Annotated in this window: 20 protein-coding genes and 1 pseudogene; 6 read left to right on the top strand and 15 right to left on the bottom strand. The window is 72.4% G+C overall.

The genetic code is table 11. The annotated features are described in order from the left end of the window. Position 1 precedes the first annotated feature (1 nt). The 3 genes from glf to WMF24_RS34080 all read left to right on the top strand — a co-directional run bounded on the left by glf (position 2) and on the right by WMF24_RS34080 (position 4,205). Complete coding sequence (gene glf / locus WMF24_RS34090; protein WP_437731617.1) at positions 2-1,123, top strand: UDP-galactopyranose mutase; 1,122 nt, start codon at positions 2-4, stop codon at positions 1,121-1,123. Further along, a complete protein-coding gene (locus WMF24_RS34085) occupies positions 1,120-3,369 on the top strand; it encodes a family 1 glycosylhydrolase (protein WP_437731616.1) in 2,250 nt (749 codons plus the stop codon). Before glf ends, WMF24_RS34085 begins: the two co-directional genes overlap by 4 nt. A gap of 404 nt (positions 3,370-3,773) precedes the next feature. Next, positions 3,774-4,205 (top strand): hypothetical protein, encoded by a 432-nt coding sequence (locus WMF24_RS34080; RefSeq protein ID WP_437731615.1) that lies wholly within the window; start codon positions 3,774-3,776, stop codon positions 4,203-4,205. Between the two features lie 137 nt (positions 4,206-4,342). Here WMF24_RS34080 and WMF24_RS34075 read toward each other — a convergent pair whose 3' ends face one another. Both WMF24_RS34075 and WMF24_RS34070 read right to left on the bottom strand, forming a co-directional pair. Beyond that, complete coding sequence (locus WMF24_RS34075) at positions 4,343-5,206, bottom strand: helix-turn-helix domain-containing protein (RefSeq protein ID WP_437731614.1); 864 nt, start codon at positions 5,204-5,206, stop codon at positions 4,343-4,345. Beyond that, positions 5,203-5,358, bottom strand: a complete 156-nt coding sequence (locus WMF24_RS34070; RefSeq protein WP_437731613.1) for a hypothetical protein — start codon at positions 5,356-5,358, stop codon at positions 5,203-5,205. The genes WMF24_RS34075 and WMF24_RS34070 overlap by 4 nt, the downstream gene beginning before the upstream one ends. 573 nt (positions 5,359-5,931) lie before the next feature. Here WMF24_RS34070 and WMF24_RS34065 point away from each other — a divergent pair. Further along, positions 5,932-6,495: an ExbD/TolR family protein gene (locus WMF24_RS34065; protein ID WP_437731612.1), complete on the top strand. Its 564-nt coding sequence runs from the start codon at positions 5,932-5,934 to the stop codon at positions 6,493-6,495. Positions 6,496-6,691: 196 nt separating this feature from the next. On the opposite strand, the gene WMF24_RS34060 is transcribed toward WMF24_RS34065, so the two are convergent. The 10 genes from WMF24_RS34060 to WMF24_RS34015 all read right to left on the bottom strand — a co-directional run bounded on the left by WMF24_RS34060 (position 6,692) and on the right by WMF24_RS34015 (position 18,177). After that, a complete protein-coding gene (locus WMF24_RS34060) occupies positions 6,692-7,273 on the bottom strand; it encodes a hypothetical protein (RefSeq protein ID WP_437731611.1) in 582 nt (193 codons plus the stop codon). A gap of 29 nt (positions 7,274-7,302) precedes the next feature. Further along, entirely contained in the window at positions 7,303-8,184 is an 882-nt protein-coding gene (locus WMF24_RS34055; protein WP_437731610.1) for a tetratricopeptide repeat protein, read from the bottom strand. Next, positions 8,169-10,184, bottom strand: a complete 2,016-nt coding sequence (locus WMF24_RS34050; RefSeq protein WP_437731609.1) for a BatD family protein — start codon at positions 10,182-10,184, stop codon at positions 8,169-8,171. The genes WMF24_RS34055 and WMF24_RS34050 overlap by 16 nt, the downstream gene beginning before the upstream one ends. After that, positions 10,181-11,266 carry a tetratricopeptide repeat protein gene (locus tag WMF24_RS34045; protein ID WP_437731608.1) on the bottom strand — a complete coding sequence of 362 codons (1,086 nt, stop codon included), beginning with the start codon at positions 11,264-11,266 and terminating at the stop codon, positions 10,181-10,183. The genes WMF24_RS34050 and WMF24_RS34045 overlap by 4 nt, the downstream gene beginning before the upstream one ends. Then, positions 11,253-12,416 carry a vWA domain-containing protein gene (locus WMF24_RS34040; RefSeq protein WP_437731607.1) on the bottom strand — a complete coding sequence of 388 codons (1,164 nt, stop codon included), beginning with the start codon at positions 12,414-12,416 and terminating at the stop codon, positions 11,253-11,255. Before WMF24_RS34040 ends, WMF24_RS34045 begins: the two co-directional genes overlap by 14 nt. Beyond that, the gene (locus WMF24_RS34035) at positions 12,413-13,558 is read right to left on the bottom strand and encodes a vWA domain-containing protein (protein ID WP_437731606.1); all 1,146 of its coding nucleotides are present in this window, start codon (positions 13,556-13,558) and stop codon (positions 12,413-12,415) included. The genes WMF24_RS34040 and WMF24_RS34035 overlap by 4 nt, the downstream gene beginning before the upstream one ends. Further along, positions 13,555-14,793 carry a hypothetical protein gene (locus WMF24_RS34030; RefSeq protein ID WP_437731605.1) on the bottom strand — a complete coding sequence of 413 codons (1,239 nt, stop codon included), beginning with the start codon at positions 14,791-14,793 and terminating at the stop codon, positions 13,555-13,557. Before WMF24_RS34030 ends, WMF24_RS34035 begins: the two co-directional genes overlap by 4 nt. Continuing rightward, entirely contained in the window at positions 14,790-15,698 is a 909-nt protein-coding gene (locus tag WMF24_RS34025) for a DUF58 domain-containing protein (RefSeq protein WP_437731604.1), read from the bottom strand. Before WMF24_RS34025 ends, WMF24_RS34030 begins: the two co-directional genes overlap by 4 nt. After that, on the bottom strand, positions 15,695-16,681 hold the full coding sequence (locus tag WMF24_RS34020; RefSeq protein WP_020739576.1) for an AAA family ATPase: 987 nt from the start codon (positions 16,679-16,681) through the stop codon (positions 15,695-15,697). The genes WMF24_RS34025 and WMF24_RS34020 overlap by 4 nt, the downstream gene beginning before the upstream one ends. Before the next feature lie 143 nt (positions 16,682-16,824). Then, on the bottom strand, positions 16,825-18,177 hold the full coding sequence (locus WMF24_RS34015) for a serine/threonine-protein kinase (protein ID WP_437731603.1): 1,353 nt from the start codon (positions 18,175-18,177) through the stop codon (positions 16,825-16,827). A 199-nt stretch (positions 18,178-18,376) separates the two neighbouring features. Between WMF24_RS34015 and WMF24_RS34010 the strand changes: the two genes are divergently transcribed. Both WMF24_RS34010 and WMF24_RS34005 read left to right on the top strand, forming a co-directional pair. After that, positions 18,377-19,612 (top strand): hypothetical protein, encoded by a 1,236-nt coding sequence (locus WMF24_RS34010; protein WP_437731602.1) that lies wholly within the window; start codon positions 18,377-18,379, stop codon positions 19,610-19,612. Next, positions 19,609-21,345, top strand: coding sequence for a hypothetical protein (locus WMF24_RS34005; protein ID WP_437731601.1), 1,737 nt, complete (start codon positions 19,609-19,611; stop codon positions 21,343-21,345). The genes WMF24_RS34010 and WMF24_RS34005 overlap by 4 nt, the downstream gene beginning before the upstream one ends. 94 nt (positions 21,346-21,439) lie before the next feature. On the opposite strand, the gene WMF24_RS34000 is transcribed toward WMF24_RS34005, so the two are convergent. From WMF24_RS34000 to WMF24_RS33990, 3 genes and pseudogenes are all read right to left on the bottom strand, one after another. Further along, the gene (locus WMF24_RS34000) at positions 21,440-23,005 is read right to left on the bottom strand and encodes a dipeptidyl-peptidase 3 family protein (RefSeq protein WP_437731600.1); all 1,566 of its coding nucleotides are present in this window, start codon (positions 23,003-23,005) and stop codon (positions 21,440-21,442) included. A 62-nt stretch (positions 23,006-23,067) separates the two neighbouring features. Continuing rightward, complete coding sequence (locus tag WMF24_RS33995; protein WP_437731599.1) at positions 23,068-23,997, bottom strand: SDR family oxidoreductase; 930 nt, start codon at positions 23,995-23,997, stop codon at positions 23,068-23,070. A 203-nt stretch (positions 23,998-24,200) separates the two neighbouring features. Then, positions 24,201-25,001 (bottom strand): annotated as a pseudogene (locus WMF24_RS33990) (1-acyl-sn-glycerol-3-phosphate acyltransferase); the annotation flags it as partial. Positions 25,002-25,052 lie beyond the last annotated feature (51 nt).

Raw genomic sequence — 25,052 nt, 5'->3', positions numbered from 1 at the left:
CATGTTCGATTACCTCATCGTCGGCGCCGGCTTCGCCGGCTGCGTGCTCGCCGAGCGGCTCGCCCGTGGGGCCGGCAAGAAGGTCTTGCTCTGCGACGTGCGCATGCACATCGGCGGCAACGCGTATGACCATCACGACGGCGCGGGCATCCTCGTGCACCGGTACGGGCCGCACATCTTCCACACGAACTCGCGGGAGGTCTTCGATTACCTGTCGCAGTTCACCGAGTGGCGCCCGTACCAGCACCGCGTGCGCGCCTGGGTCGACGGGCAGCTCTTGCCTATCCCGATCAACCTCGACACGATCAACGGCCTCTACGGCCTCCGCCTGAACGCGCTGGAGGTCGAGGCCTTCCTCGCGTCGAGGGCAGAGCGGCGCGAGAGCATCCGCACGTCGGAGGACGTGATCGTCAACAAGGTGGGGAGGGAGCTCTACGAGAAGTTCTTCCGCGGCTATACCCGCAAGCAATGGGGGCTCGACCCCTCGGAGCTCGACGCTTCGGTGACGGCGCGCGTGCCCGTCCGCACGAACCGGGACGACCGCTACTTCTCCGACACCTACCAGGCGATGCCGCTCCACGGGTTCACCCGGATGTTCGAGCGGATGGTCGATCACCCGGGCATCAAGATCCTGCTCAACACGGGCTACCGCGAGATCTGCAACGCCATCCCGCACCGCGAGGTGATCTACACCGGCCCTATCGACGCCTATTTCGATCACCGCTTCGGGAAGCTGCCCTACCGCTCGCTCGAGTTCAGGTTCGAGACGAAGGAGCAAGAGGTTTACCAGGCGGCGCCCGTCATCAACTATCCCAACGAGTACAGCTACACGCGGGTCACCGAGTTCAAGTACCTCACGGGCCAGTCGCACCCGAGGACGACGATCGTCTACGAGTTTCCGAACGGCGACGGCGACCCGTACTACCCCGTGCCGCGGCCGGAGAACGCGGCGCTCTACCGGAAGTACGAGGAGCTCGCCCGCGCGACGAGCGGCGTCCACTTCGCCGGCCGGCTCGGCACGTACCGTTACTACAACATGGATCAGGTCGTCGCCCAGGCCCTGACCCTCTACACGAAGCTCACGGGCGCTCCGGGCTGGCGGTCCCTCGCGGAGGCGGCGTGAGCGGGGGAGCCGGGGAGGGCGGCGCGCCGGCGCTCGAGATCTGGGGCGGCGTCGAGTGCACGGTGAACCGCGTCGGCGACGCGTACCACGACCAGCTCGAGCGCAGCGGCCACGCGCACCGGCTCGACGATCTCGACCGCTTCGCCGAGCTCGGGATCCGGGCGCTCCGGTATCCCGTGCTCTGGGAGCGCACGGCGCCCGACGGCCGCGCGCGCTTCGCGTGGGCCGACGCGCGCCTCGGGCGGCTGCGCGAGCTCGGCGTCCGTCCGATCGTGGGCCTCGTCCATCACGGCAGCGGGCCCCCCCGGACGAGCCTCCTCGACCCGGGCTTCGTCGAGGGGCTCGCGCGCTTCGCCCGCGCGGTCGCCGAGCGCTATCCGTGGGTCGAGGACTACACGCCCGTCAACGAGCCGCTCACCACGGCCCGCTTCTCCGGTCTGTATGGCCACTGGTACCCGCACGGCCGGGACGGCCGCGCCTTCCTGCGCGCGCTGCTCACGCAGTGCCGCGCGATCGCGGCGGCGATGCGCGCCGTCCGCGAGGTGAACCCGCGCGCGCGCCTGGTGCAGACGGAGGATCTCGGCAAGACGTTCAGCACGCCGCTGCTCGCCTACCAGGCGGAGCACGAGAATCACCGCAGGTGGCTCAGCCTCGATCTGCTCATGGGGCGGGTGGACCGGGATCACCCGTTCTATCCCCAGCTCCTCGAGTGGGGCGCGTCCCCCGGTGAGCTCGAGGCGCTCGTCGCGTCGCCGTGCCCGCCGGACATCGTCGGCATCAACCACTACATCACGAGCGAGCGGTTCATCGACGAGCGCCTCGAGCGGTATCCGTCATGGTTTCACGGCGGCAACGACAGGCATGCTTACGCCGACGTCGAGGCCGTGCGCGTCGTCGCCGAGGGCGTGGGCGGGCACCTCGCGCGCCTCGTGGAGGTCTGGGAGCGCTACCGGCGTCCCGTCGCGATCACGGAGGCGCACCTGGGCGGCTCGCGCGAGGAGCAGCTCCGGTGGCTCGTCGAGGCGCACCGCGCGGCGGTGGCCGCGCGCGCCGCGGGCGCGGACGTGTGCGCGCTGGCGGTGTGGGCGCTCCTCGGCTCGTTCGACTGGGACTGCCTGGTCGTGAGCGATCGCGGGCGTTACGAGCCTGGCGTCTTCGACGTCCGCGGCCATGCTCCGCGTCCGACGGCGCTCGCCGCGCTCGTCCGTGCGCTGACGCGCGGGGAGCCGTTCGACCACCCGGTGCTCTCGTCGCCGGGGTGGTGGCGCCGCCCGGAGCGGCTCCTCTATCCGCCGGTCAGCGTCGTGGAACGCGACGGCGCAGCGCGGCTCGACCCGTCCGGCGGCGGGCCGACCGTCGAGCCATCGGGCGGCGACCCGGCCGGGCAGGCCGAGGGGCCGCCGATCCTGATCGCCGGCGCCACGGGCACCCTGGGCAGGGCGTTCGCGCGCCTGTGCGCGCACCGCGGGCTGCCGCACCGCTTGCTGTGCCGCCGCGAGATGGACATCGCCGATCCCGCGTCGGTCGAGCGCGCCCTCGGGCGCCATGCGCCGTGGGCCGTCGTCAACACGGCGGGCTACGTGCGGGTCGACGACGCGGAGCTCGAGCCACACCGCTGCGAGCGGGAGAACGCCGCGGGGCCTGCGGTGCTCGCGGCGGCGTGCCGCGAGCGCGGCGTCCGGCTCGTCACGTTCTCCTCCGATCAGGTCTTCGACGGCGCCGGGACGACTCCGTACGTGGAGACCGATCCAGCGAGGCCTCTCAGCGCGTACGGGCGGAGCAAGGCGGTGGCCGAGCAGCAGGTGCTCTCGATCTTGCCGACGGCGCTGGTGGTGCGCACCGCGGCCTTCATCGACCCGTGGGACGCGTCGACGTTCGTCACGGCCGCCCTGCGCGCGCTCCGCGACGGTCGCCCGTTCACCGCGGCCGATGACCTGATCGTGACGCCGACCTACACGCCCGACCTCGTCAACGCCGCCCTCGACCTCCTGATCGACGGCGAGGGGGGGCTCTGGCACCTGGCGAACCGGGACGCTGTGACCTGGGCTGAGCTCGTCACGCGCGCCGCCGCGCTGGCGCATGTGGACGCGAGGCCCCTCGTCCGGTGCCCGAGCCACGCGCTCTGCCTCGTCGCGCCGCGCCCCCGCTACAGCGCCCTGGGCAGCCGCAGAGGGCTCCTGCTCCCTGCGCTGGACGACGCGCTCGCGCGTTACCTCGTCGCGTGCGACGGGGGCCCGCCTCGATGACGAGGCCGCGTGAAACCAGGACGAGCGTCGGCGATCACGGTCGATAAGGACATCCCTGGTCGACCATCGGGAAGAGGCGGAGTCGCGTCCGCTACAGCCGGTGTCGAGCCGCGCCGGGCGGAGGATTGCAATCCGCGCGGTGAGCGCATGTCCAGCGCCCGATGCGCGCGAGATCCGACGAGCTCGCCCGTCGGCGCGCCATGGCTTCCATGCCACGTGCCGATCTGGGCGTTTGTCATGACAGAGGGTTCTCTGCTGGAGTGGCGTCGTGTCTGTCGAGGGCGGCGACACGTCTGTTCCACCGGAGGAAAAGTGGCAGCGCCGGGCGGCGTTGCTTGCGAGGGCCTGTGTGAGCGCCTAGCCTGGTCCGCGGACGTAACCGCGGAATTGCGGAGGAAGACGCCATGATGCCGATGATGAGCATGCCGATGATGGGCTCGATGGGGATGATGCCCCAGATGATGGGGATGATGCCCCAGATGATGGGGATGATGCCCCACATGATGGGGATGATGCCCCAGATGATGGGGATGATGCCCCAGATGATGGGGATGATGCCCCAGATGATGGGTCAGATGCCCATGATGGCGCGGATGACCTGTGAGATGGACAAGGAGGGGATGGTCTGCAAGATGATGCCCATGGAAGGCATGGGCATGGACATGCTGCGCGCACGCTGTGAAGCGATGGTGAAGATGATGGGCGTGGGCATGCCGATGACGCTCATGTGCGGCGGCATGCCGATGATGATGTGCATGGGCACCGGGATGGCCATGGGCGCCGCAAGCACGAGCAACATGGGCGCCGGCGCGCAGGTCGCCAGCATGAACAGGTGACCGCGCGCTCCTGGCGCAGTGCCTCACCCTTCAGAAGACGAGCGCGAAGACGAAGAGTGCGCCCGGGAGAAGCGATTCTCCTGCGCTCTCTTCCTCTTCGCGCTTCGACGTGATGAACGGACCCGGCCGGCGCCGTGTTATCCGGTCTTCTCGACGTAGGTCATCACCAGGTACATGATGACCTCCTGCTTGGTGGGGTTCCTGTACTGATGAGGCACGTCGGCCTCGAACAGGATCGCGTCGCCGGTCGCGAGCAGGTGCCGCTCGGCGCCGACGATCATCTCCAGCGTTCCCGACGTCACCACGAGGTTCTCGACCGTGCCCGGCGGGTGTGGATCGGCCTGCTCCGTGGCGAGTGGCGCGAGCCTGAGCTCGTAGAACTCGACGGTCCTCGGCACGTCGAACGGGAACAGCGCGCGCGACGAGAACGAGCCGTCGTGCGACGTGAGCACCTTGGCGCGCGCGGCCGGGATGATCGTGGTGCCTCCGATCGACTGGTCGCTGATCAGCGCCGAGAACGGCACGCCCAGCGCCCGCGCGATCTTCCAGAGCACGTTGATCGTCGGTGTGCTCTGGCCGAGCTCGATCTGGCTGAGCATCGCCCGGCTCACGCTCGACGCCTTCGCCAGCCGCTCCAGGGAGAGCCCGCGCTTGGTCCGGAGGCGGCGCAGGTTGGCGCCGACGATGCCCGTGAGCGCCGAGGACGCGTCCTGCGGCGCCACCTCGTAGGCCCAGGCTTCTTCCGACGCCTCGTCCGCTTCCCGCTGCGGCGTCTCCCCCGTGTCCCGGATCGAGGTCGAGCTTGCGGGCCCAGCGGCGCTCTCCGCCCCGCGGTGCGGGGAAGGTCCAGCCAGCGACAGGGCGCTCCCGTTCGGTCCGGCCGCGCCGTTCGACCCGGCCGCGCCGTTCGCCAGGCCCGACGCGGTGAGCGAGCGGTGGAAGCCCGCGCCGGAGATCGCCGCAGGGGAGGTCCGGCGCGGGTTCTGGCGGACGGATTTCATCGGATCTGCCAGACCGGCATCCAGGTCCACACGGGGAACCACCAAAGGGCGACCGGCATGCTGACCGACTTGTCCGAGGACATCTTGTCGTCCTCGGGGGCGCGTTCGTTCCGAACTACCCGCCGCTGCCGGTACTGTTCCAGGTCGATCACTTGAGCACTCTGGGGGCGCATCCGCTTTACCTCCAACCCGTAGGCCTATCATCCGTTATAACGGATTGTTTGTCAAGGGACGGCTCGGCGATGACGCACCGGGTACGACACGGTGCGTCATGGAGTCGGGTAGCTCGGGGCAGGCTCGTCCGCGGCGCAGCGTGTCGGCTCCCCTCACGGGAAGCTGCGCGGCTCCAGCGCCCCTCGCCCGGACGGGGCGTGGGGCCAGGATCGATCGTGATGACGCTTGGCGTTAGCCGAGACAGGGAGCCAGGCGGCCTGCCTCTGAAATACTGGACGGGGCGGAGCGGGGCCGCCCGCGCCCTGTCCGTCGAGCCATGGGGTGCGGTGTCCTGTGCGTTTCGGCGCCCCGTTCCGCGGGGTCGATGTCGGCGTGGCCGCTGCACGCCGGCGTGAGCGCTTCTTCTGCGGTGTCGATGTCGGCCTGAGGGCTTTTCAGGAACATCCTGCGCGCGCCGTCCTCTGTGCCTCACGTCGCGGCGCTGCGTGAGCCGGAGAGCGCCGACGTCGCGAACACACATCGCGGCATCACGAACACACGAGGAGGCAGCCATGGCGGGCGTCGACGTGGGTGGAGGCGAGAAGCGTACGCGCAACAGCGAGATCAACATGATCCCGTTCATCGATCTGCTGATGGTGACCATCGCATTTCTCCTGATCACCGCGGTGTGGGTCACGAGCTCGCGTCTCAGGACCAGCGCCGAGGCGCCTGCTGCCGCCGGTTGCGGCGAGGAGTGCCAGAAGGAGCCTCTCAAGGCGATGCACGTCCATGTCGGAGAGGACAGCTTCCGCCTGGTGTGGAAGCAGGGCGCGACCGTCCTGAGCGAGGTGACCGTCCCGAAGCGTCCTGTCGAGGTGGGCGCCTCGGGGGCCACGGCCCTCCGTTACAGGGAGCTCGGCGACGCCATCCAGCGCGAGTGGGAGCGCAGCGGCGAGCACCGCGTCCCCGGCGACCGCCGCGCCGACCAGGCTGTCCTTCACAGCGACGACAGGACGCCGTTCCGCGAGCTCGTCGCCGTGCTCGACGCCATCAACTCTCCTCGCCGCGCCGTCCTCCTCGACGATGGCCGCAGCGTCGAGATGCCCGCCTTCCTCGCCACCTTCTCCGCGCGCTGACCCCCCAACCCCCCTCACTCCCACCGTAGGCCCCCAGAGGGGGTGTTCGCTGCGCGCGGTGGGGGGTGGGGGATGGGCCGATGTCTGAGCCTTGGATGTTCGTCATCCGGCTTGCCGGATGACGAACATCCAAGGCGAGTTCGGCGGGGCCCCCACCCCCCACCGCGCGCAGCGAACACCCCCTCTGGGGGCCGGGCTACGCCGTGAACTCCGTCGTGAGCGCCACCCAGTTCGAGGGCGGCCGCACCGCGTAGCTCAGCGCCAGCACCTCGATCAGCACCACCCGGTAGATCGCGTGGACGTCGTCGACGTCCACCTCGTGCGCGTTCGCCTCCAGCGCCGCGTCGAGGTGCTCCTGCACGAAGGCGAGCACGTCGGGCTGCTCCATCGCGATGACGTCGTCCGAGTCGACCGCCTCTGCGGGATCGTGCAGCCGGATCTGCTCGTCCAGGTTCAGCGACTCCTCGACGCCGGTCAGCGCCGTCTCCGTGACCTCCTCGAGGTCCTGACCGAACAGCTCGTCGAAGGCGAGCCAGATCGCGAGCGTCAGGAAATAGCCGAGGGCGAGCGCCGTCTCGTCGAGCGGGCCCGAGAGCACCCCGGAGATCCGGTCCGCCAGCGCAGGCTGCGTCTGCTCGAAGCGCGTGAACGCATCGTCGAGCTGCTTGCGCGAGTCGTCGTCATCTTCGGCGAGCTGATCCTCGATCTCGGACAGGACGCGCGCAGGCACCTGAGCGTACGAGGGGACGGGGCGGATGGCTGCGCGGCGTACCCACACGCCGACAACCTAGCACACGATGGCGCGGTTCATGGAGCGAGCAGCCGGATGCTCGACGCCGGGACCCACCCCTCCGTCGCGCCCCAGCGGACCTCCGCGAGACCGCCCGATCTCCGGCCGACCTCGACCGACGCGCCCTCGGGGATAGGGGTCTGCTCCGCGCGGGGCAGCGCGCGCCCGCCCTCGTCGAGGAGCCGGACCTCCGGGACCACGACGACGCCGGCGCGCGTCGTCAGGCGGAGGTGCCGCGCCGCATAGGTGAGCGGCACCAGCGCGATGAGCGCGACGAGCGCCGTGGGCGCGAGGACGCTGCCCGCGACGTGCGCTGGGCCCGCCGGGCGGCGCCGCAGCACCATGCCGACCGCGAGGAGCAGCGACGCGAGGAGCGCGGCCGCCGCCCAGGTGCGCTCCGACGCGAGGCCGACGATGACCCGGTCGAGCGTGGGCCGCGCGTCGACGGCGTCCGCGGCGCGGCGCGAGCGCCGGCGCGTGAGCTCCGCGCGCACGAGGTCGAGCGCGCGATCCGCCTCCGCGTCGCCCGGACGGAGCCGCAGCGCCTCCTCGAAGGCGGCCGCCGCCCGGCCCAGGTCGCCGGGGCGGTCCGCCCCCTCGCGGACGCGCAGGACGTAGGCGAGCCCGCGGTTATAGCTCGCGTCCGGGTGCACGAAGCCGCGGTCGGCGAGCAGCTCGAACGTGTCGATCGCCGCGCCGTACTCGCCGCGGCCGAGCGACGCCGTGGCCTGCTGGAACAGCGCCTCCGGGGTCCCGGCCGGCTGCGCGCGCGCCTCGGTCCCGGCCGGCTGCGCGCGCGCCTCGAGCGAGGGCAACGCCGGCGCGAGGCACGCGGCGAGGGCGAGGAGCGCGGCGGCGAGGAGCCGGCTGCGGCGGCGGCCGTTCACGTCGGCTTCCATCGCGCGAGCTCGTTCATGACGGCGCGGCTCTGCTCGACGAGCCCTGCGGCCGCGGCGGCGCCGCCCTCCTGCGCGGCCGGCTCGAACCGGATCGCCTCGCACGCGGCCAGCGTCTCGCAGGCGCGCGCCGCCAGCGCCTCGGCGACGCCGCGCTCGCCCAGCTCGCCGGGGAGCGCCGCGAGGAGCACGCCGCGGGAGCGGAGGCCCGTCGCGGACTCGATCGCCCGGTGCACGGCGCGCTCGACCGCCGCGGCCGTGGCCTTGAGGTCCCCCTGCGCGGCGGCGTCCTCCGCCTCCTGAAGCGCCACGGCCGCGAGCCGGGCGGGCGAGGTCGCGCCCGCCGCGCGGCGCTCGCGCGCCCGGCGCACGAGCCGATCGCCCGCGCCGAACAGCGTGACGAGCAGCGGCGGCGCGGCCAGCAGGAGCCAGAACGGCGCCCCGTCGAGGGGCAGCGTCGCGGGCGGGGCGTGCGGGCCGAGCGACGAGCGGAGCCCCGGCATCCCGGCGAACGGCTCGGCGCGGCCGGCCGCGTCGCGATCCGCGTCCTTCGCGCCCGGCGTCGGCCCGGAGGGCGCCGGCGGAGCGACAGCGGTCACCTGGACGACGCCGAGGTCCGCGGTCTCGACGACGTAGCGCTTCTGCGCCGGATCCCAGTACGGGAACTCGATCTTCCCGAGGCTCACCGCGCCGCTCTCCTGGATCCGGACGACGTAGCCGAACGAGCGGAAGCCGCCGATCGCGCCGCCGCGCGGCTCGATCGACTCGCGCTTCTCGGGGTCGAGCCACTCGAGGCCGGTCCGCTCCGGCACCCGGAGCGACTGCGGGAAGTTGCCGGTGCCGGCGACCTGCACGCTCACGGCCACCGAGCCGCCCTGCTCGATCTGGCGCGGCTGCACGGTCGCCTTCAGCGTGAACTGACCGACGTCGCCGAGGGTGTAGCCGGACGGGCGGCCGGCGACCGGCGGCTCGGTGACCTGGACGACGACGTCGTTCGACTCGCGCAGCACGCGCGCGCCGATGCGCCGCCCGGTGATGCGCGCCTGCATCTTGCCCGTGCGCAGCTCGCCCGCCCTCAGCGGGAACAGCGCCAGCTTGTCGACGAGGCGCGCGGCGTAGCGGTGCCCGCCGACCCGCGTGTACACGGGCCGCTCGTGGCGCGGATCCTCGAGGAGCGCGTGGCGGAGGAAGTCGGCGGCGGGCGCGGCGCGGGGCTCGCTCATCTCCGCGTTCTCGCGGAAGTACAGGTAGAACGAGACCGTGACCTGCTCGCCGACCACCGCGGTCGTCTTGTCGGGGATGGCGCGAAGGAACACCACCGGATCGGGCTCGCTCGGCATCGCCAGCTCCGGCGCCTGGTCCTCGGGCTCGTCGACCTCCTCGTCGTCGAGCAGGCCTCCCGGGCCGCTGAACGGCCACGGCAGGCCGTGCAGCGGGCCGCCGGGGAAGAGGAACGGGCTGCTCGGACGGCGCGGCCGACCGCTCGCCGGCACGACCTTGATCACGATCGGGGCCGCGATCAGGCGCTTGCCGTTCCACGTGACGGTCGGCCCGGGGATCGTGTAGCGGCCGGGCTTGTTCGCGACGATCTGCCAGGTCGCGCTGATCCCGAGCTGCGTCGTCACCATGCCGCCGCTCATCTGCGTCTTCATCTGCGTCCCGATGCTCGGGCCGGAGACGATGTCGAGATCGGGCGGGACGCGCAGCTCGGGGTCCGACGGCATGCCGGCGCCGCGCTCGACCAGCGCCTTCACCTCGACCGAGAACGGCTCGCCGACCTCGACCTCGGTGGAGCTCGCGCGGGCCGAGAGCTCCGGCTGCTGGGCGCGCGCCGTGAGCGGGGCGAGCAGCGCGAGCAGCGCGAGGAGCAGCGCCGTCGCGAGCGGCGCTGGGCGCGGGGCGGTCAGCGCGAGCGGGGCAGGGCAGCGCGCGGCCAGCGCGAGCGGGGCGAGGATGCGCGCGGCGAGCGCGAGCGGGGCGGGGGAGCACGCCGGGCGCGTCACTTGTCCTCCATCCCGCGGCCGCGCCGCATGCCGGCCCGGCTCTTCGCTTCCTGCTCCTGGTAGGTCGGCGCCTCCTCGAGCTGGTCGAGGACGCGATCGTCCTGCCGGCCGGACGGCGGCGGCTCCTGGGGCTGCTCGGGCGGCGGCTCGGGCTGGTCGGGCTGCCCGGCGTCGGGCTGCTGATCCTGCGGGCCCGCGTCAGGGCTCTCGTCCTGGTCGCCGCCGCCGTCGTCGCCCGCGTCGGGCTCGCCGCCGTCGTCGCCCGCGTCGGGCTCGCCGCCGTCGTCGCCCGCGTCGGGCTCGCCGCCGTCGTCACCGGCGTCGGGCTCGGCGTCCGGCGGCGCGTCGGGCTCGGCGTCCGGCGGCGCATCGGGCTCGGCGTCCGGCGGGCCGGCGTCCTTCTGCTCCTCGATGCGGCGCAGCGCGATCGCCCGGTTCCAGGCCGCGTCGCGGCCGACGCCGTCGCCGCCCGCCTCCTCGAGGACGCCGGGGATGATGGCCAGCGCCTGATCGTAGTACTTCACGGCGTCCTCGTACTTGCGCCGCAAGAACTCGAGGTTTCCCGCGAGGTAGCGGGCGCGCGCGCGCAGGTCGGCCGGCACGCTCGGATCGGCGGCGATCGCCTTCACGAGGGTCAGCGCGCAGTCGATCTCGATCCCGCGCAGCGCGTCGTTCTGCTCCTGCTCCGGCCCGCCGTCCGCGAGCTCCTCGTCGCCGAAGCGGTGGCCGTAGCGCTCGGCCATGTGGAACAGCGTCAGCCCGAGATCGAACGAGCCGTTCGGCTTCTGGCGCACGGAGTCGGGCAGGCCGATGCCCGCGTCGCTGCACGGGCCCGTCCCGAGGTAGCTCTCGAGCGCCTGCGCGGCCGACTCGAGGTTGCCCGCGTCGAGCTCGCGGATCGCCTGATCGACCGCCGGCGCGTTCCGCTCGAACGGGGACGTCGGATCCCACCCGCTGCACCCGGACGCCGCCGAGAACGCGGCCCCGGTGAGGCACGCCGCGGCGAGCCCGATCGCGAGGACGCGCCCGTGGCGCGCGAAGAACCCGGGGAGATCCGCCCGCTTGCGATCACGACGCGGCATGCTGCCCTCCCGCGCCGCCCGCCGCGGCCGGCCCCGTCTCCCCGCCGAGCTCCGCGCCGCCCGCGCCCCCCGCGCGCCCCTTCAGCAGCGAGGCGCGCCGCGGCGCGGCCTTGGGGTGCGTCGCAACGAAGCGCCGGCGCGGGGCGTCCTTCAGGAACACCTCGGCGATGAGGAGCAAGATCGCGAGGCCGAGCGGGTAGAAATACACGTCCGCGTACACCGTCTCGACCCGCTCCGAGAACTCGCTCTTCATCTGCCGCCGGAGCTCCGCGGCGATCGTCTCGATGCCCGTGGTCCCCTTCTCCGCGCGGATGATCTGCCCGCCCGGCGTCGCCTGCGCGATCGACGCGAGCTGCTGCTCGCCCGACAGCGACAGCTCGGTCGTCAGCGGCTTGCCCTGGCGGTCCTGCCGCCACCCGACGATGCGGCCGTCCGGGCCGATCTCCGGGATCGGCTCCGGCGTGCGCCCGCCGATCTGCACGACGTGGATCGTCGTGCCCTGGGCGCCGATCGCCTGGGCGACGCTCAGCGGGTAGCCCTCCAGATCCTCGCCGTCGGTGACGAGCAGGATGATCCGCTTGTGCTCGGCGGACTTCGGATCGCGCCGCAGGAGCTCGTTCGCCTGGTCGAGCGCGCGCGCGATCGCGGTGCCGCCGATCGGCATGTCGTTGGGGTCGAGCTGGCGGAAGAACTGCGCGATCGCGGCGCCGTCCGCGGTGAGCGGGAAGCCCATCGGCTCGCCGGCGAACGCGACCGCGCCGAAGCGCGCGCCCTCGAGGTCCTTGATGAGCCGGGCGACCTCGACCTTGGCGCGGAAGATGCGCGAGGGCTCCACGTCGCGCGCGTACATGCTCTTCGAGTAGTCGAGCACGACGACCACGTCGACGTTCGTCGCCGGCACGAGCCGCGTGCCCTTGCCGTACTGCGGCCGCGCCGCGGCGACGAACGCGAGCGCCGTCGCGAGCACGAGGAGCACGCCCTTCCAGGCGCGGCGCTTCGACGGGTCGGCGGTGGTCAGCGCCCTCACGCGATCCTCGTCGCCGAAGCGCTTGATGGCGCGCGCCACGCCGAAGCCGCCGAGGATGAGCAAGAGGCCGATCAGCGCGGCGAACGCCGTCCCGAGCAGGAACCAGGGGGCCGCAAAATTCACGGGAACCTCCGGAGCAGCCAGGCGCGCAGGAGCGCGTCGAGCCCGATCAGGAACACCCCGGGCAGGAGCAGGAACGGGAAGAGATCCTCGTACGCCGAGATCGACGCCTCGAAGCGCGTCTTCTCCAGCCGGTCGAGCACGTCGTGCATGCTGTCCGCGAGCGCCTTCGCGTCGGTCGCCACGTACGACGCGCCGCCCGTCTTCTGCGCGATCTCCTGGAGCAGCGCGGGGTTCACCGGGAAGCGGTGGCGCACGTAGCGCGGCTGCCCGAAGAGATCGATGCCGTCCTCGACCTCGACCTCGTCGTCGGTGCCGATCTGGATCGTGTAGACCTTCACGCCGAGCGTCGTCGCGAGGTGCGTCGCGTACTCGGGGGAGATGGCGCCGGCGTTCGAGTCGCCGTCGGTCAGGAGGATCACGACCTTGGACTGCGCGTCGCTCCTGCGCAGCCGGGCGACCGCGGTGCCCAGCGCGTCGCCGATCGCCGTCGCGCTGCCGTCGATCACGTTGAGCGTCATCTGCGAGACCATCTGCGTGAGCAGGTGGTAGTCGAGCGTCGGCGGCGACAGCACGTAGGCGGCCTTGCCGAAGACGACGACGCCGAGGCGATCGGTCCTCCGCCGGCTGATGAAGTCCTGGAGGACGAGCTTCGCCGTGTCGAGCCGGGTCAGCCGCTTGCCGCGCGGCAGCTTCGGCTGGCCGGGGAGGTCGGTCGGCCTCGCGTCGAGGATCGCGCGCATCGAGCCCGACAGGTCGAGCGCCACGACGATGTCGATGCCCCTGTCGTCCGAGCGCTGCTCGCGGAGCACGCTGACCGGCCGTCCCATCGCCAGGATGAGCAGCGCGAGCGCCACCGTGCGCAGCACGCCGGGCAGGTCGCGCAGGTGGCTGCGCACGCCGCGCGGCCCGCGCGCGAGCGGCGCGACCGTGCCGAGCCGGAGCCGGGGCCTGCGCGCGTCCTCCGCGAAGATGCCCCAGTACCAGACGACCGGCACCGCGATGAGCGCGACGAGGAACCACGGCGTCTGCCAGCTCGCGCCGACCCAGGCGTCGCGGCGCGCGAGGTAGGGGTAGAGGCAGGCGATCGCCGCGACGACGAGCGTCGCCGCGATCGCGAGCGCCGCGCGCTTGGCCCGGCTCACGGCGCCTCCTCGGGCGCCCGGGACGGGCGGTCGGATGCCGGCTGCTTGCCGGCGGGCCCGGCGGCGTCGCCGGGGCGCACGGCAGGCGGCGTCGTGCGGTGCACGATGACCTCGCCGCGCTCGATCGCGTCGAGGCAGTCGGCCTCGGTCGGCTGGAGCCGCGCGAACTTCACGAGGTCGCAGTCGGCGAGGAACTTCGTGATCTGCGGCAGCACCGGCACGGGCGGGCGCACCCGCGCGAGCAGCGCGCGCATCTCGTCGCTCGTCGTCTCGAGGCCGTCGAAGCCGTACCGCGCGCCGAGGTACTTGCGCACGCAGTCGCTCACGCGGTCGAAGTACTCGTCGGTCCGCCCCTGGCTGAGCAGGTCGGAGCGCCGGAGCTCCTCGAGCTCCTCGAGCGCGGCCACCCACGGCAGCTTCGGCGGCGGCGCGGCCACGACGCGCGGCCGGCGCAGCCAGCGCCGGACAAGCCAGGCCACGAGCACCCCGAGCGCCGCGCCGATGAGGATGCCGAACGTGAGCTGCTTCGCGAGCACCCACTCCTCGCGCTGCGGCCGCGGCGGCGGGTTCGGCTTCACCTTGGGGTCCCGCTCGTTGGCGATCGGATCCTCGACGATGATCTCGTGCGGCCGGGTGCACACCGTGACGAGCTCGCCGCTCGCGCGCGACACGGCGATCGGCACCGGTGGCAATTGCAGCACGCTCCTCCCCGGCTCCTTCGGCAGCGGGACGAACGGGATGACGAGCTTCGTCGTCGCGCCGGTGTCGGTCGCCGTCGTCGTGCTCGTCGGCCCGGCGCCCGCGTCGGCCTCGGGCAGGAGGAACCCCGCCTTCTCCAGCGCGCGCGCGGCGTCGCTGTCGCCCTGGACCTTGAAGCCCTCCGGCAGCACCGTCTCGCCCTTGCCGTGCGCGACGGTGACCTCGAGGGGCGCCGCGTAGCCGCTGAACCCCTGCTTCGGGAACGTCTCCTGGATCTGCGGCCGCGTCGCGCCGGGCGGCACGTGCTCCGCGCACGAGGCCCACACGCTCCCCCCGCCCCGCTGCGCCGCGGCAGGCGCCGGCGCCGGCGCCGGGGGAGGAGGAGGCGGCGGGGCGTCGTCGTCCCGCGCGGCGGGCCCGCCGGCGGCGCCCGCGTCCGGCTGCGCGCCAGCCGGCAGGGCGCACGCGAGCGCCGCCGCGAGCGCGGCCCACGCGAGCGGGCGCGCGGCGCAGGCCGGGGAGCAGCGCTGCGTCATCGCCTGAGCCTCCGCGCCCGCTTGGCGAACAGGTCGCGCAGCGGGGTGACGAAGCTCTCGCCCGTCTTCACAACGACGGCGTCGAGCGCGAGCTTCTTGAAGAGCTTGTCCCTGTCGCTCCGGAGCTTGCGCATCGCGGTGCGGTAGTGGTCGCGCACCGCCCGGTCGCCGGTGTCCACGACGACCTCCTCCCCGGTCTCCAGGTCCTCGAACGTCGCCAGCCCCACGTCGGGCAGCTCCTCGTCGCGGGGATCGACGAGCATCACCGGGATCACGTCGTGCTTGGCGGCCGCGAGCGAGAGCGAGCGCTCGAAGCCGGACGCGAAGAAATCGCTGATCACGAACGCCACGCTCCTCCGCTTCGCCACCTTGACGAGGGTCTCGAGCGCGAGCTTCAGGTTCGTCCCCGTGTACTTCGGCTCGTGCCCGAGGATCTCCCGGATGACGCGCATCACGTGCTTGTCGCCCTTCTTCGGCGGCACGAGCTTCTCGACGGCCTCGGTCGCGAGCACGAGGCCCACGCGGTCGTTGTTCTTGATGGCGCTGAAGGAGCAGAGCGCCGCGATCTCGGCGGCCACGCGCGCCTTCGACGCGCGCCGCGTGCCGAACTGCTCGCTCTGCGAGGCGTCGACGACCAGCATGACGGTCATCTCCCGCTCCTCGACGAACACCTTCACGAACGGCTCGCTCATGCGGGCCGAGACGTTCCAGTCGATCCAGCGCACGTCGTCGCCGGGGTTGTAGGCGCGGACCTCGCGGAACGAGAGGCCCTGCCCCTTGAAGACGGACGAGTACGTCCCGGAGAGCTGCTCGTTCGCGAGCCGTTGCGTCCGGATCTCGATGCGCCGGAGCTGCTTCAGGAGCTCCGGCGGCAGCGGGTTCTTCGAGCCGGAGGCCTTGATCACGGCACCTCGACCACCTCGAACACGCGCCGGACGATCTGCTCGGACGTCACCTCCTCGGCCTCGGCCTCGTAGGTGAGGACCACCCGGTGCCGGAGCACGTCGGGGCCGATCGCCTTCACGTCCTCCGGCGTGACGTAGCCGCGGTGGCGCAGGAAGGCGTGCGCGCGCGCCGCGAGCGCCAGCGCGATCGAGGCGCGCGGGCTCGCCCCGTACTCGATGAGGCTGCTCAGCTCCCGCATCCCCTTCTGCCCGGGCTCGCGGGTCGCGAAGACCACATCCACGATGTAGTCCTTCACGCGGTCGTCCATGTACACGTCGCGCACGACCTTGCGCGCGGAGACGAGCTCGTCGGGCGTCGTCACCTTCGCGGCCTTGCCCTCGATCACCGCGGTCGTCCGGTCGATGATCTGCCGCTCCTCGGCCCGCGCCGGGTACCCGACCTTGACCATCAGCATGAACCGGTCGACCTGCGCCTCGGGCAGCCGGTACGTCCCCTCCTGCTCGATCGGGTTCTGGGTCGCCATGACGACGAACGGGCTCGGCAGCGGGTAGGTCGTGTCGCCGATCGTGACCTGCCGCTCCTGCATCGCCTCGAGCAGCGCGCTCTGCACCTTCGCCGGGGCGCGGTTGATCTCGTCGGCGAGCACGAGGTTCGCGAAGATCGGGCCCAGCTTGGAGGTAAAATCGCCCTTCTGGTGGTTGTAGATGACCGTGCCGATGAGGTCGGCGGGCAGGAGATCCGGCGTGAACTGGATCCGGGAGAACTTCGCGTCGATCGCGTCGCAGAGCGTCCGCACCGTGAGCGTCTTGGCCAGCCCCGGGACGCCCTCGAGGAGCACGTGGCCCCCGGTGAGCAGCCCGATGAGGATGCGCTCGATCATGTACGTCTGGCCGACGATGACCTTGCCAACCTCGTTGAGCAGGGTGTCGATGAAGGCGCTCTCTTTGGCGACCAGCTCGTTCAGGGCGCGTACGTCGTGCATAACGGGTGGGAGCTCATAGCAAGCCCGGCCGCCCGAGGACAACCGGCGTCGCCCGATTATTCCTCGGGCGCCGGGGCCGTCCTCCGCGCCCGCCGCGGCCTCTGACGACGCGCGCGAGGCGCGCGACGTGGTCAGCGGCCGCGCTAGAAGCCCGGATCGCGGAACTTGGCGCGCCCGGTCTCGGCGGGAGATCGCGCGGGCAGCGGGGCCGCGGGCGCGCTCGCGGCGGGGGCGGAGGACGGCGCGGGCGCGGGCGCGGAGGACGGCGCCGACGCGACGGCGCGCGGCGGCTCCGGCGCGCGCGGCTCGGCCGTGGCGACGCGCGGCCGCGGCTCGTCCGGGAGCGCCGGCGCCGCGGGCTCGGCCAGGCCGGGGGCGGCGGGGCCCTCGCCGAGGCCGACCCAGAGGAGCGTCGCCGCCCCGAGCAGCGCGCCCGAGGCGACGAGCGCCGCCGCGGTGGCGATCGTCCTGGCGCGGCGCTGCGGGTCGAGGCGGGCGCTCGGCCGCCCCCGCGACCTGCCGTCCGCGGCGCGCAGCGCGTCCTTGATCACCGCCGTCTTCCGCGCGGTGCGCGAGGCGAGCGCGTCGCGGATGTACCCCGTGACCTCCTCGCGGCGTCCGCCGAGCGTGGCGTCCACCGCCTCGAGCGCGTCGGCGAGCTCGGCCATCGTCGCGAACCGCTCGGCCGGATCCTTGGCGAGCGCGCGCATCACCGCGGCCTCGAGCGCGGGCGGGTAGTCCGGGACGAGCGAGCTCGGCGGATCGACCGGCTCGGGCCGCGCGATGCGCGCCATCGTCGCGAGGTCGTGGCTGGCGGCGAACGGGTGCGTGCCGGTCGTGAGCTGATAGAGCACGATCCCGAGCGCGAAGATGTCCGACCGCCGGTCGAGCTGCTCGCTGTAGACCTGCTCGGGCGCCATGAAGAGGATCTTGCCCTTCATGTGCCCGGTGTTCGTCGTCGGGTTGTCCGCCTGCGCCATGGCCTTGGCCACGCCGAAATCGGCGATTTTCACCGAGCCGTCGCGCGTGATCAGGATGTTGTGCGGCGAGACGTCGCGGTGCACGAGCCCGACGAGCGTCCCGTCGTCGTCCCGGAGCTCGTGCGCCGCGTGCAGCCCCCGCGCCGACTCGATCGCGATCCGCACCGCCACGGGCAGGGGCAGCGGCCGGCCCTGCTTGCGGGCGCTGCCGCCGAGCAGCGCCACGAGCGCGTCGCCGTCGATCCACTCCATCACGAAGTAGAGCACCCCGTTCTGCTCACCTTGATCCAGGATCGCGCACACATTCGGGTGCTTGATGCGCGCCGCGATGCGAGACTCGGTGAGGAACATGCGCTTGCAGCGCGGATCGCTGGAGAGCGCCGGCAGCATCGTCTTCACTGCCACGATCGTGTCGCCCGCCGCCCCGCCGCGCTCCCGGGCAGCCCACACCGTGCCCATTCCGCCCTGCGCGATGGCGATCAGCAGCTCATAGCGGCCGAGAAGCTGGCCTGGCACAAGATCGACGGGCGCTATCACAGCTCGTACCTGCGACTCCTGTGTCGTCGTGAATCCGACCATGCTGAAGCTCTCAGCGGAGATGCAAGAGCGTTCCAGGATCGGGTACCGATCTCAAACAATTTTCCAGTTGTCGAGAATCGGGGAGCGTGAGTACGGTTAGATTGCCTCTATCGCTTCGTTGAGGAAGGAGGCGCGGGTGGAGCATCGGATCACCATCGGCGGAGTGGTATTCTTCGCCGTGGTCGGCGTAGGTCCGGCTGCGTTCGCCGATCCTTCCCCGAGGCCCTCGCCGACGCCATCGCCGTCGGCGTCGCCCTCGTTGTCGATCGAGCGGCGCCCGCCGCCGGCCGCCATCGCGGGCGACACGGCGGCTCCCGCCGCGCCGCCCGCGACCGTCGCGGGCGATATGGCGGCTCCCGCCGCGCGGCCGGCGACCGTCGCGGGCGACACGGCAGCTCCTGCCGCGCCGCGGCAACCGAGCGCCGCGGAGCTCGCGTCCGCGCGGCAGCTCTTCGCGCTCGGCCTCGCCGCCGAGGACAACGGCCGGTGGGCCGAGGCGCTGGCGATCTACGAGCGCATCCGCAAGGTCGTCGTCTCGCCGCCGCTCCTGTATCACCTCGGCGTCTGCCACGAGGCGCTCGGCCACGTCGTCGAGGCGCTCAACGCGTTCGAGCTCGCCCAGTCCGGCGCGACGGCGCGGCGCGAGTTCGCGCTCGCCAGGGAATCGCGGTCGCGCATCGAGAAGCTCCGCGCGAGGACGTCGCAGATCGTCCTGCGCCTGCCCGAGGACGCGGCCGGCGTGCGCGTCGAGATCGACGGCGAGCCGATCCATCCGGCGCTCGTCGGCGCGGCCATCCTCGTGACCCCCGGGGAGCGGCGGGTTGTCGTGCGGGCAGAGAATTACACCGAGCCGTTCGAGGCCGCGGTGCAGGCCGAGACGGGCTCGGTGGTCGAGCTGTGGGCCGAGCTCGGGCGCAGGCGGCCGCCCGCGGCCCTGCGGCCGCTCGTCCCCGTCCGCCCGGCGCCGGCCCGCGCGGCCGCGCCGGGCCCGGGCATCCCGCCGGTGGCCGTCGTGGGGACGGCGGCCGCGCTCGCGGCCGGGGCCCTCGTCACGGGGGTCATGGCGTACGACGTGCGGCAGAGCTTCCTGAGGAAGAACGCGAACCCGGCCCCGGGCTCGCTCGACGAGCGGCGGGCCCTGCGCGACCGCGGGCAGGCGCTCGCCATCACGAGCACGGCGCTCACAGGGGCCGCCCTCGTCGCGGGCGGCTTTGCCGCGTACCTCTTCTGGCCCTCCTCCTCGTCGCGCGCGGCGCCCCCGGACGCCGCCGGTCGGCAGGCGCGGCCCGCGCCGCGCGCCCCCGGCCCGACGGCGCTCTCGCCGTGGGTCGGCCTCGACGGCGCGGGCGTCGCCGTGCGAGGGGCGCTGTGAGCTGCGCGCGCCGCCTCGTCGGCGCCGTCGCGGCGCTCGCCCTGGCCTGCACGGGCGCGTGCGCCTTCCTCGCGCCCTTCCCCGAGGTCGCGCCGGACCCGCTGGGCGAGGGGGGGAGCGGCGGCGGCGGCGTCGCGGGCACGGACGCGGGCGAGGGCGAGGGCGAGGGCGGGGGCGGCGGGGTCGAGGAGCGCTGCGTCCCCCGCGCCACGACTGCCTGCTATACAGGGCCGCAGGGCACCGCGGGCATCGGCATCTGCGCGCCCGGCCTCGCGACGTGCAACGACGACGGGATGACGTTCGGCGCGTGCGCCAAGCAGGTCCTGCCGGCGTTCGAGAGCTGTTCGACGCCAGAGGACGAGAACTGCGACGGGCGGGGGTGCACGGGCGATCCCGTGCAGAGCGCCGCGCTGGGCGGCACCGGCGATCAGCACGGCCGGGCGATCGCCGTCAGCGAGCACGCCGTCGTTGTGGTCGGGTCCGCGTCCGGCAGCACCGACCTCGGCGCGGGCGCGACGGACGAGCTGGGCACGCTCGGCGACGCGGACGCCTTCCTCGTCTCGTTCCCCCGCGACGCGTTCCCCCGCGACGGGCTGTCGCGCGACGCGCTCTCGCGCGGCGGTCGCTTCCGGTTCAGCCGCCGCTTCGCGGACAGCGTCGCCCGCGGGGTCGCGCTCTCGCCGGAGGGCGACGTCGTGCTCGTGGGCAGCGCGTCGGGCGACGTCGATTTCGGCGGCGGCGTGCGCAAGGGCCGCGGCCACCGCGCCGACGTCGTCGTCGCGCGGTTCGACGCCGCGGGCGCCCACCAGTTCAGCCGGCGCTTCGGCGACGCCGTCACCCAGCAGGCGACGGCGGTCGCCGTGGACCGCGCGGGGAACGCGTTCGTCACCGGCGAGTTCTGGGGCACGCTCGACTTCGGCGAGGCCCGCCAGGGCGAGCGCCTCACCCTGAAGAGCCGGGGCAAGCGCGACGTGTTCCTCGTCAAGCTCGACGCCGCGGGCAACGTCCACTGGGCCAGGCAGTTCGGCGACGCGGAGGACCAGTCCGGCACCGGCGTCGCCGTCGACGGCGCGGGCAACATCGTGCTCGTCGGCTGGTTCAGCGGGAGCATCGGCTTCGGGGACGAGAAGGCGCTCATCACCGAGGCCAAGACCGACCTGTTCATCGCGAAGCTCGACCCCTCGGGCGACCACCTCTGGAGCAAGTCGGCCAACGCGACGAACGCCGCCGAGGCGCTCGGCGTGGCCGTGGACGGCGCGGGCAACGTCCTCGTGACCGGCTCGTTCCGCTCGTACGTCACCCTCGGCGAGTCGCCGCGCACGACCGACGGCGACAAGGACATCCTCCTCATCCGGCTCGACGAGAACGGCGTCCCGCTCTGGAGCGAGGACTACGGCGACGACGCCGACCAGGAGGGCGCCTCGATCGCGGTCGACCTCGCCGGCAACATCCTCCTGACCGGGTGGTTCCGCGGGAACCTCGAGATCGGCGACGACGTCCACACGGCCACGGGCGCCGCCGACGCGTTCGTGGCCAAGATCGACCCCAACGGCAGCCCGATCTGGTCGCGTTCGTTCGGCGACTCGGGCGAGCAGGGGGGCGCCTCGGTCGCGGCCGATCTCCTCGGCAACAGCTGGGTGACCGGCCACTTCAGCGGCGCCGTCGACCTCGGGACGGGCGCTCTCTCGAGCCGCGGCGCCGGCGACGCGTTCCTCGTCCAGATCGGCCCTTGAGCGCCGCCCGCGCTCGCTGTCCGCGCTCGCTGTCCGCGCTCGTTGCCCACGCTCGTTGTCCACGCTCACAGGGCGCGGCGCGCGCCGCCCGCGCTCACTCGCCGGCGAGCGGGTAGATCGGCCGCAGGTCGATCGGGATCCCCTCGAGGCCGCCGAGCGCCTGCTGCATCGGCTCCGAGACCGCGCCGTACCGCGCGAGGAGCTCGCGGGCGGCCTGCTGGTCGCCGCGGTGCTGGACCATGCAGAGGTCGCGGACGAGGCGAGAGATGGCGGCCTCGAGCTCCGCGGCGTCGACCGTGAAGCGGCGGGTCGCCGGGTCGAAGCGGGCGGCGCGCTCCTCCAGGAAGCGGTTGATCTGGAGCGCGGCGCCCTTGCCGTGCGCCTCGGCCACGCCGAAGCGGGTGCTCCGGAAGAGCCCCGCGAAGTAGGAGACGAGGAGCTTCTCCCGGAACGCGGCGGGGAAGTAGCCTCGCTGGATCATGAAGAGGACGTTGTAGGCGCCCATCGCGTCGGCCTTCGCCTCCTCGAGGGCCGAGTAGGTCGAGCCGAGCGCGAGGCGCACCTCGACCCGCTCCCCGCCGACGGTCGTGAACGCGGGGCCGAGGCTGTGCGAGAGCTCGTGGAAGAGCGTCTCGTTGAAGAACGCGTCCGCGGACAGGTGCTCGAGCTGCGCCGGGTCGAGGATGCGCTCGGCGATGGGGCGCATGATCAGCTCGAACTTCGTCTCGATGACGTTGCGGAGCAGGACCTTCTTGGCCCCCTTCTCGGCGCGGACGCGCTCGTCGTTCGGCAGGTTGAACGCGATCGTCTGGACCGACTTGCGGGCGTCGCCGGCGCTGAAGACGAGGTCGACGACCTGGATGGGGCTCTCGCCGCCGCGCTCCGTCTTCACCTCGTCGGGGATGGGCAGGTTGCGCTCCATCTCCGGGAGGAGCTCCTTGTACCGGGAGAGCTTCCGGGAAGCCTCCGGGTCGCTCACGGTGACGAACGACTCGAACGAGGCCTTCAGGCCGAGCAGCTCGTCCTCGTAGGTCTCGTACGGGCCGATGGTCACCTCGACCTGGCTGTCCAGGTCCATCCAGTCCTTGTCGGATGCATAATAATCATCCGTGCGGAACGCCTCGGCCCGGGACCGCAGGAAGCGCCGCAGGCTCTCGTTCTGGGTGAGCGACGCCGCCTCCTCGAGGAGCGCGCCGGCGGGGCCGAGCCACGCCGCGTAGGCCTGGCTGTACGGCACGGCGACGAGCCCGTCCGCGTCGCGGCGGATGAGCGTGAACAGGCTCTCGAAGGAGGCCTTGTCGCCGGGGTGCTGCGCTGTCCACGCATGGAGCTCGTCGGCCGAGAGATCTTCCGGGTAGAAGCCGGCGCCGGGCGGACGGGGCCTGTCGATGGCGAAGGGGCGGTGGTGATCCTGCCTGTCCCAGGGGCCGCGCATGATGTCGAAATAGGCGAGCCGGTCGCGCCCCTCGGGGGTGCCGTCCGCGAGCAGCCGCTCGCGCAGCTCGGGGTTCGCGGCGTAGGCCTGCCGGTCGAAGACGGGATCGAGCAGCCGCGAGGCCTCGATGAGCTTGCCGAGCGCCGCCCGCTCCGGCGCGGGCAGCTTGCTGACGTCCGCGGTGAGCCTGGCCGGCGTGAACTGCTTGACCTTGTCGGAGAGCAACGGGACCTCCTCTCGCGTGGTTCACGTGATGCGATGTCCGGCGGGCGCCGGACGGTTCTGGGTCAGCTCGTCGGGACGGGGTGCGCGTCGCGGTACTCGCGGATCGCCTGGGCCTCGTCGACGGCGTGCTGGAAGCCGGTGGCGGCGCGGAAGGCGGCGCTGTCGACGACGACGGGGTACTTGATGTGGCTGAGCGCCGCGCGCGGGAGCTTCGGCAGGCCGAAGCGGCCGAGTGCGTTGCGGAGCACGAACTCGGGGAGGGGCACCGGCACGCGCCCGGCCGCCCGGATGATGAGCGAAAGGGGCACGGGCTGCGGGCCCGAGACGTTGTAGACGCCGCGGATGCGCTTCTCGAGGGCGAGGCAGATGGCGGTCACGACGTCCTGCTCGTGCATGAACTGGAACAGCGGGTCGAACCCGAGGACGTACGGGACGTGGGGGCCGCGGAGGAAGCTCGCCAGCGTGCCGTGGCCCGTCGGGCCGAGTGTGTAGCACATGCGGAGCACGGTCGTGCAGAGCTCGGGGGCGCGCCAGAGCGCCGTGCAGGCGTAGAGATCGGCCGCGACGAGGTCGGCGAGCTCGGGGAAGGTGGACACCGCCATCGGCGGGTCCTCTTCCTTGTGGTAGAGCGGCGACTCGGGGCCAGCGCCGTAATAGGTGTGCCTTCCGACGAAGATCACGTGCTCGACCCCGCAGGAGCGGCTGTTGTCGAAGACGACGCGCGTGCCGCCGAGGTTGATGCGATACCGCTCCTCCGTCTGCTCCACGAGGTGCGTCACGGTCGCCATGTGGATGACGGCCTGAGGGCGGCTCTTGCGGAACACGTCCTCGGCGGCGCGCTTCTGGAGATCCACGTTGTGCATCTCGATGCCGGCGGGGGCGGTCGGCCACGGCCTCCGATCGATCCCGATCACCTCGTGGCCCTCCTCGAGGAGGCGCGTCGCGACCATGCGGCCGAGCTGGCCGGTGATTCCGGGGATGAGGACCCTCATGCGCGCTCCTTCGATGAGCCATGCGATGGATCTGGCGATGAATCGTGCGATGAATCGTGCGATGGCCCCTGCGATGAATCGTGCGATGGCCCCTGCGATGAATCGCGCGATGGCCCCTGCGATGAATCGCGCGACGGCCCCTGCGATGGACCGCGCGACGAACCCGGCGCCTGGGCCGTGGCGCCGCGCTGGTCGAGCGCGAGCTTTCCGCGGCGCCGCTGCCGGCCGGCCTCGATGAGCTCGGCGATCTTCGCCTTCACCTGGTCCACGTGGCCCAGGATCACCTCGTCTTCCTCCGCGCCGGTCCCGGGGAACGTCATCGGCTCGCCATAGGTGATCTCGAGCTGGACCGGCAGCGGGGCCGGGACGAGGTACGGGGTGATCGGGATATACGGCACCCCGAACAGCCGGCCGATCGCGTACGAGTTGGCGATGGTCGGCACCGCCTCGCCGCCGCCGGCGAAGCCGAACGGGATGATGGGCGTCCTCGTCTTCATCGCGAGCCGGACGAACCCCGATCCGAAATGCACGAGCGAGTTGCGCTCGCTGTAGAGCTTGGCGGTCCCGCGCGCCCCCTCGGGGAACACCATGAGCAGCCGCTCGTCCTCGAGCAGGCGGCTCGCGTGCTCGGGCAGGCCGGTGAAATGGCCTGTTCGGCTCGACCAGAGCGAGGTGAACGGGAGGCGATTGATGAATTTCTCCGCCATCCCCTCGGCCAGCCGCGGCGGCTCCATCTCGAAGAACATCGACGCGACGACCATCGCGCCGTCGATGGCGACGCCGCCCGAGTGGTTGCCGACGAGCATCGCGCGCCCGCGCGCAGGCACGTTCTCCGTGCCAACCACGCCCACCGAGAAGTAATGATGATAGAAGAAATCCAGCACCGAGAAGAAGAGCCCGAGGTGCTTCCGGGAGATGCCGTAAGGATCGACCCCGAAGCTGTTGAAAGGGATCTCCAGCCGCTGGACGCGCTGGACAATGGAGTCGCTGACGAGCACTGTCAAAGGGGACCCTCCGGCTTCGGCGGCCCGGAGGGTACGCACGATCGGGCGGGG

Source organism: Sorangium sp. So ce1335 (assembly GCF_051521615.1).
In the GTDB taxonomy this organism is placed as follows: Bacteria; Myxococcota_A; Polyangia; order Polyangiales; family Polyangiaceae; genus Sorangium.
This window is presented reverse-complemented; position numbering and strand designations above follow the sequence as displayed.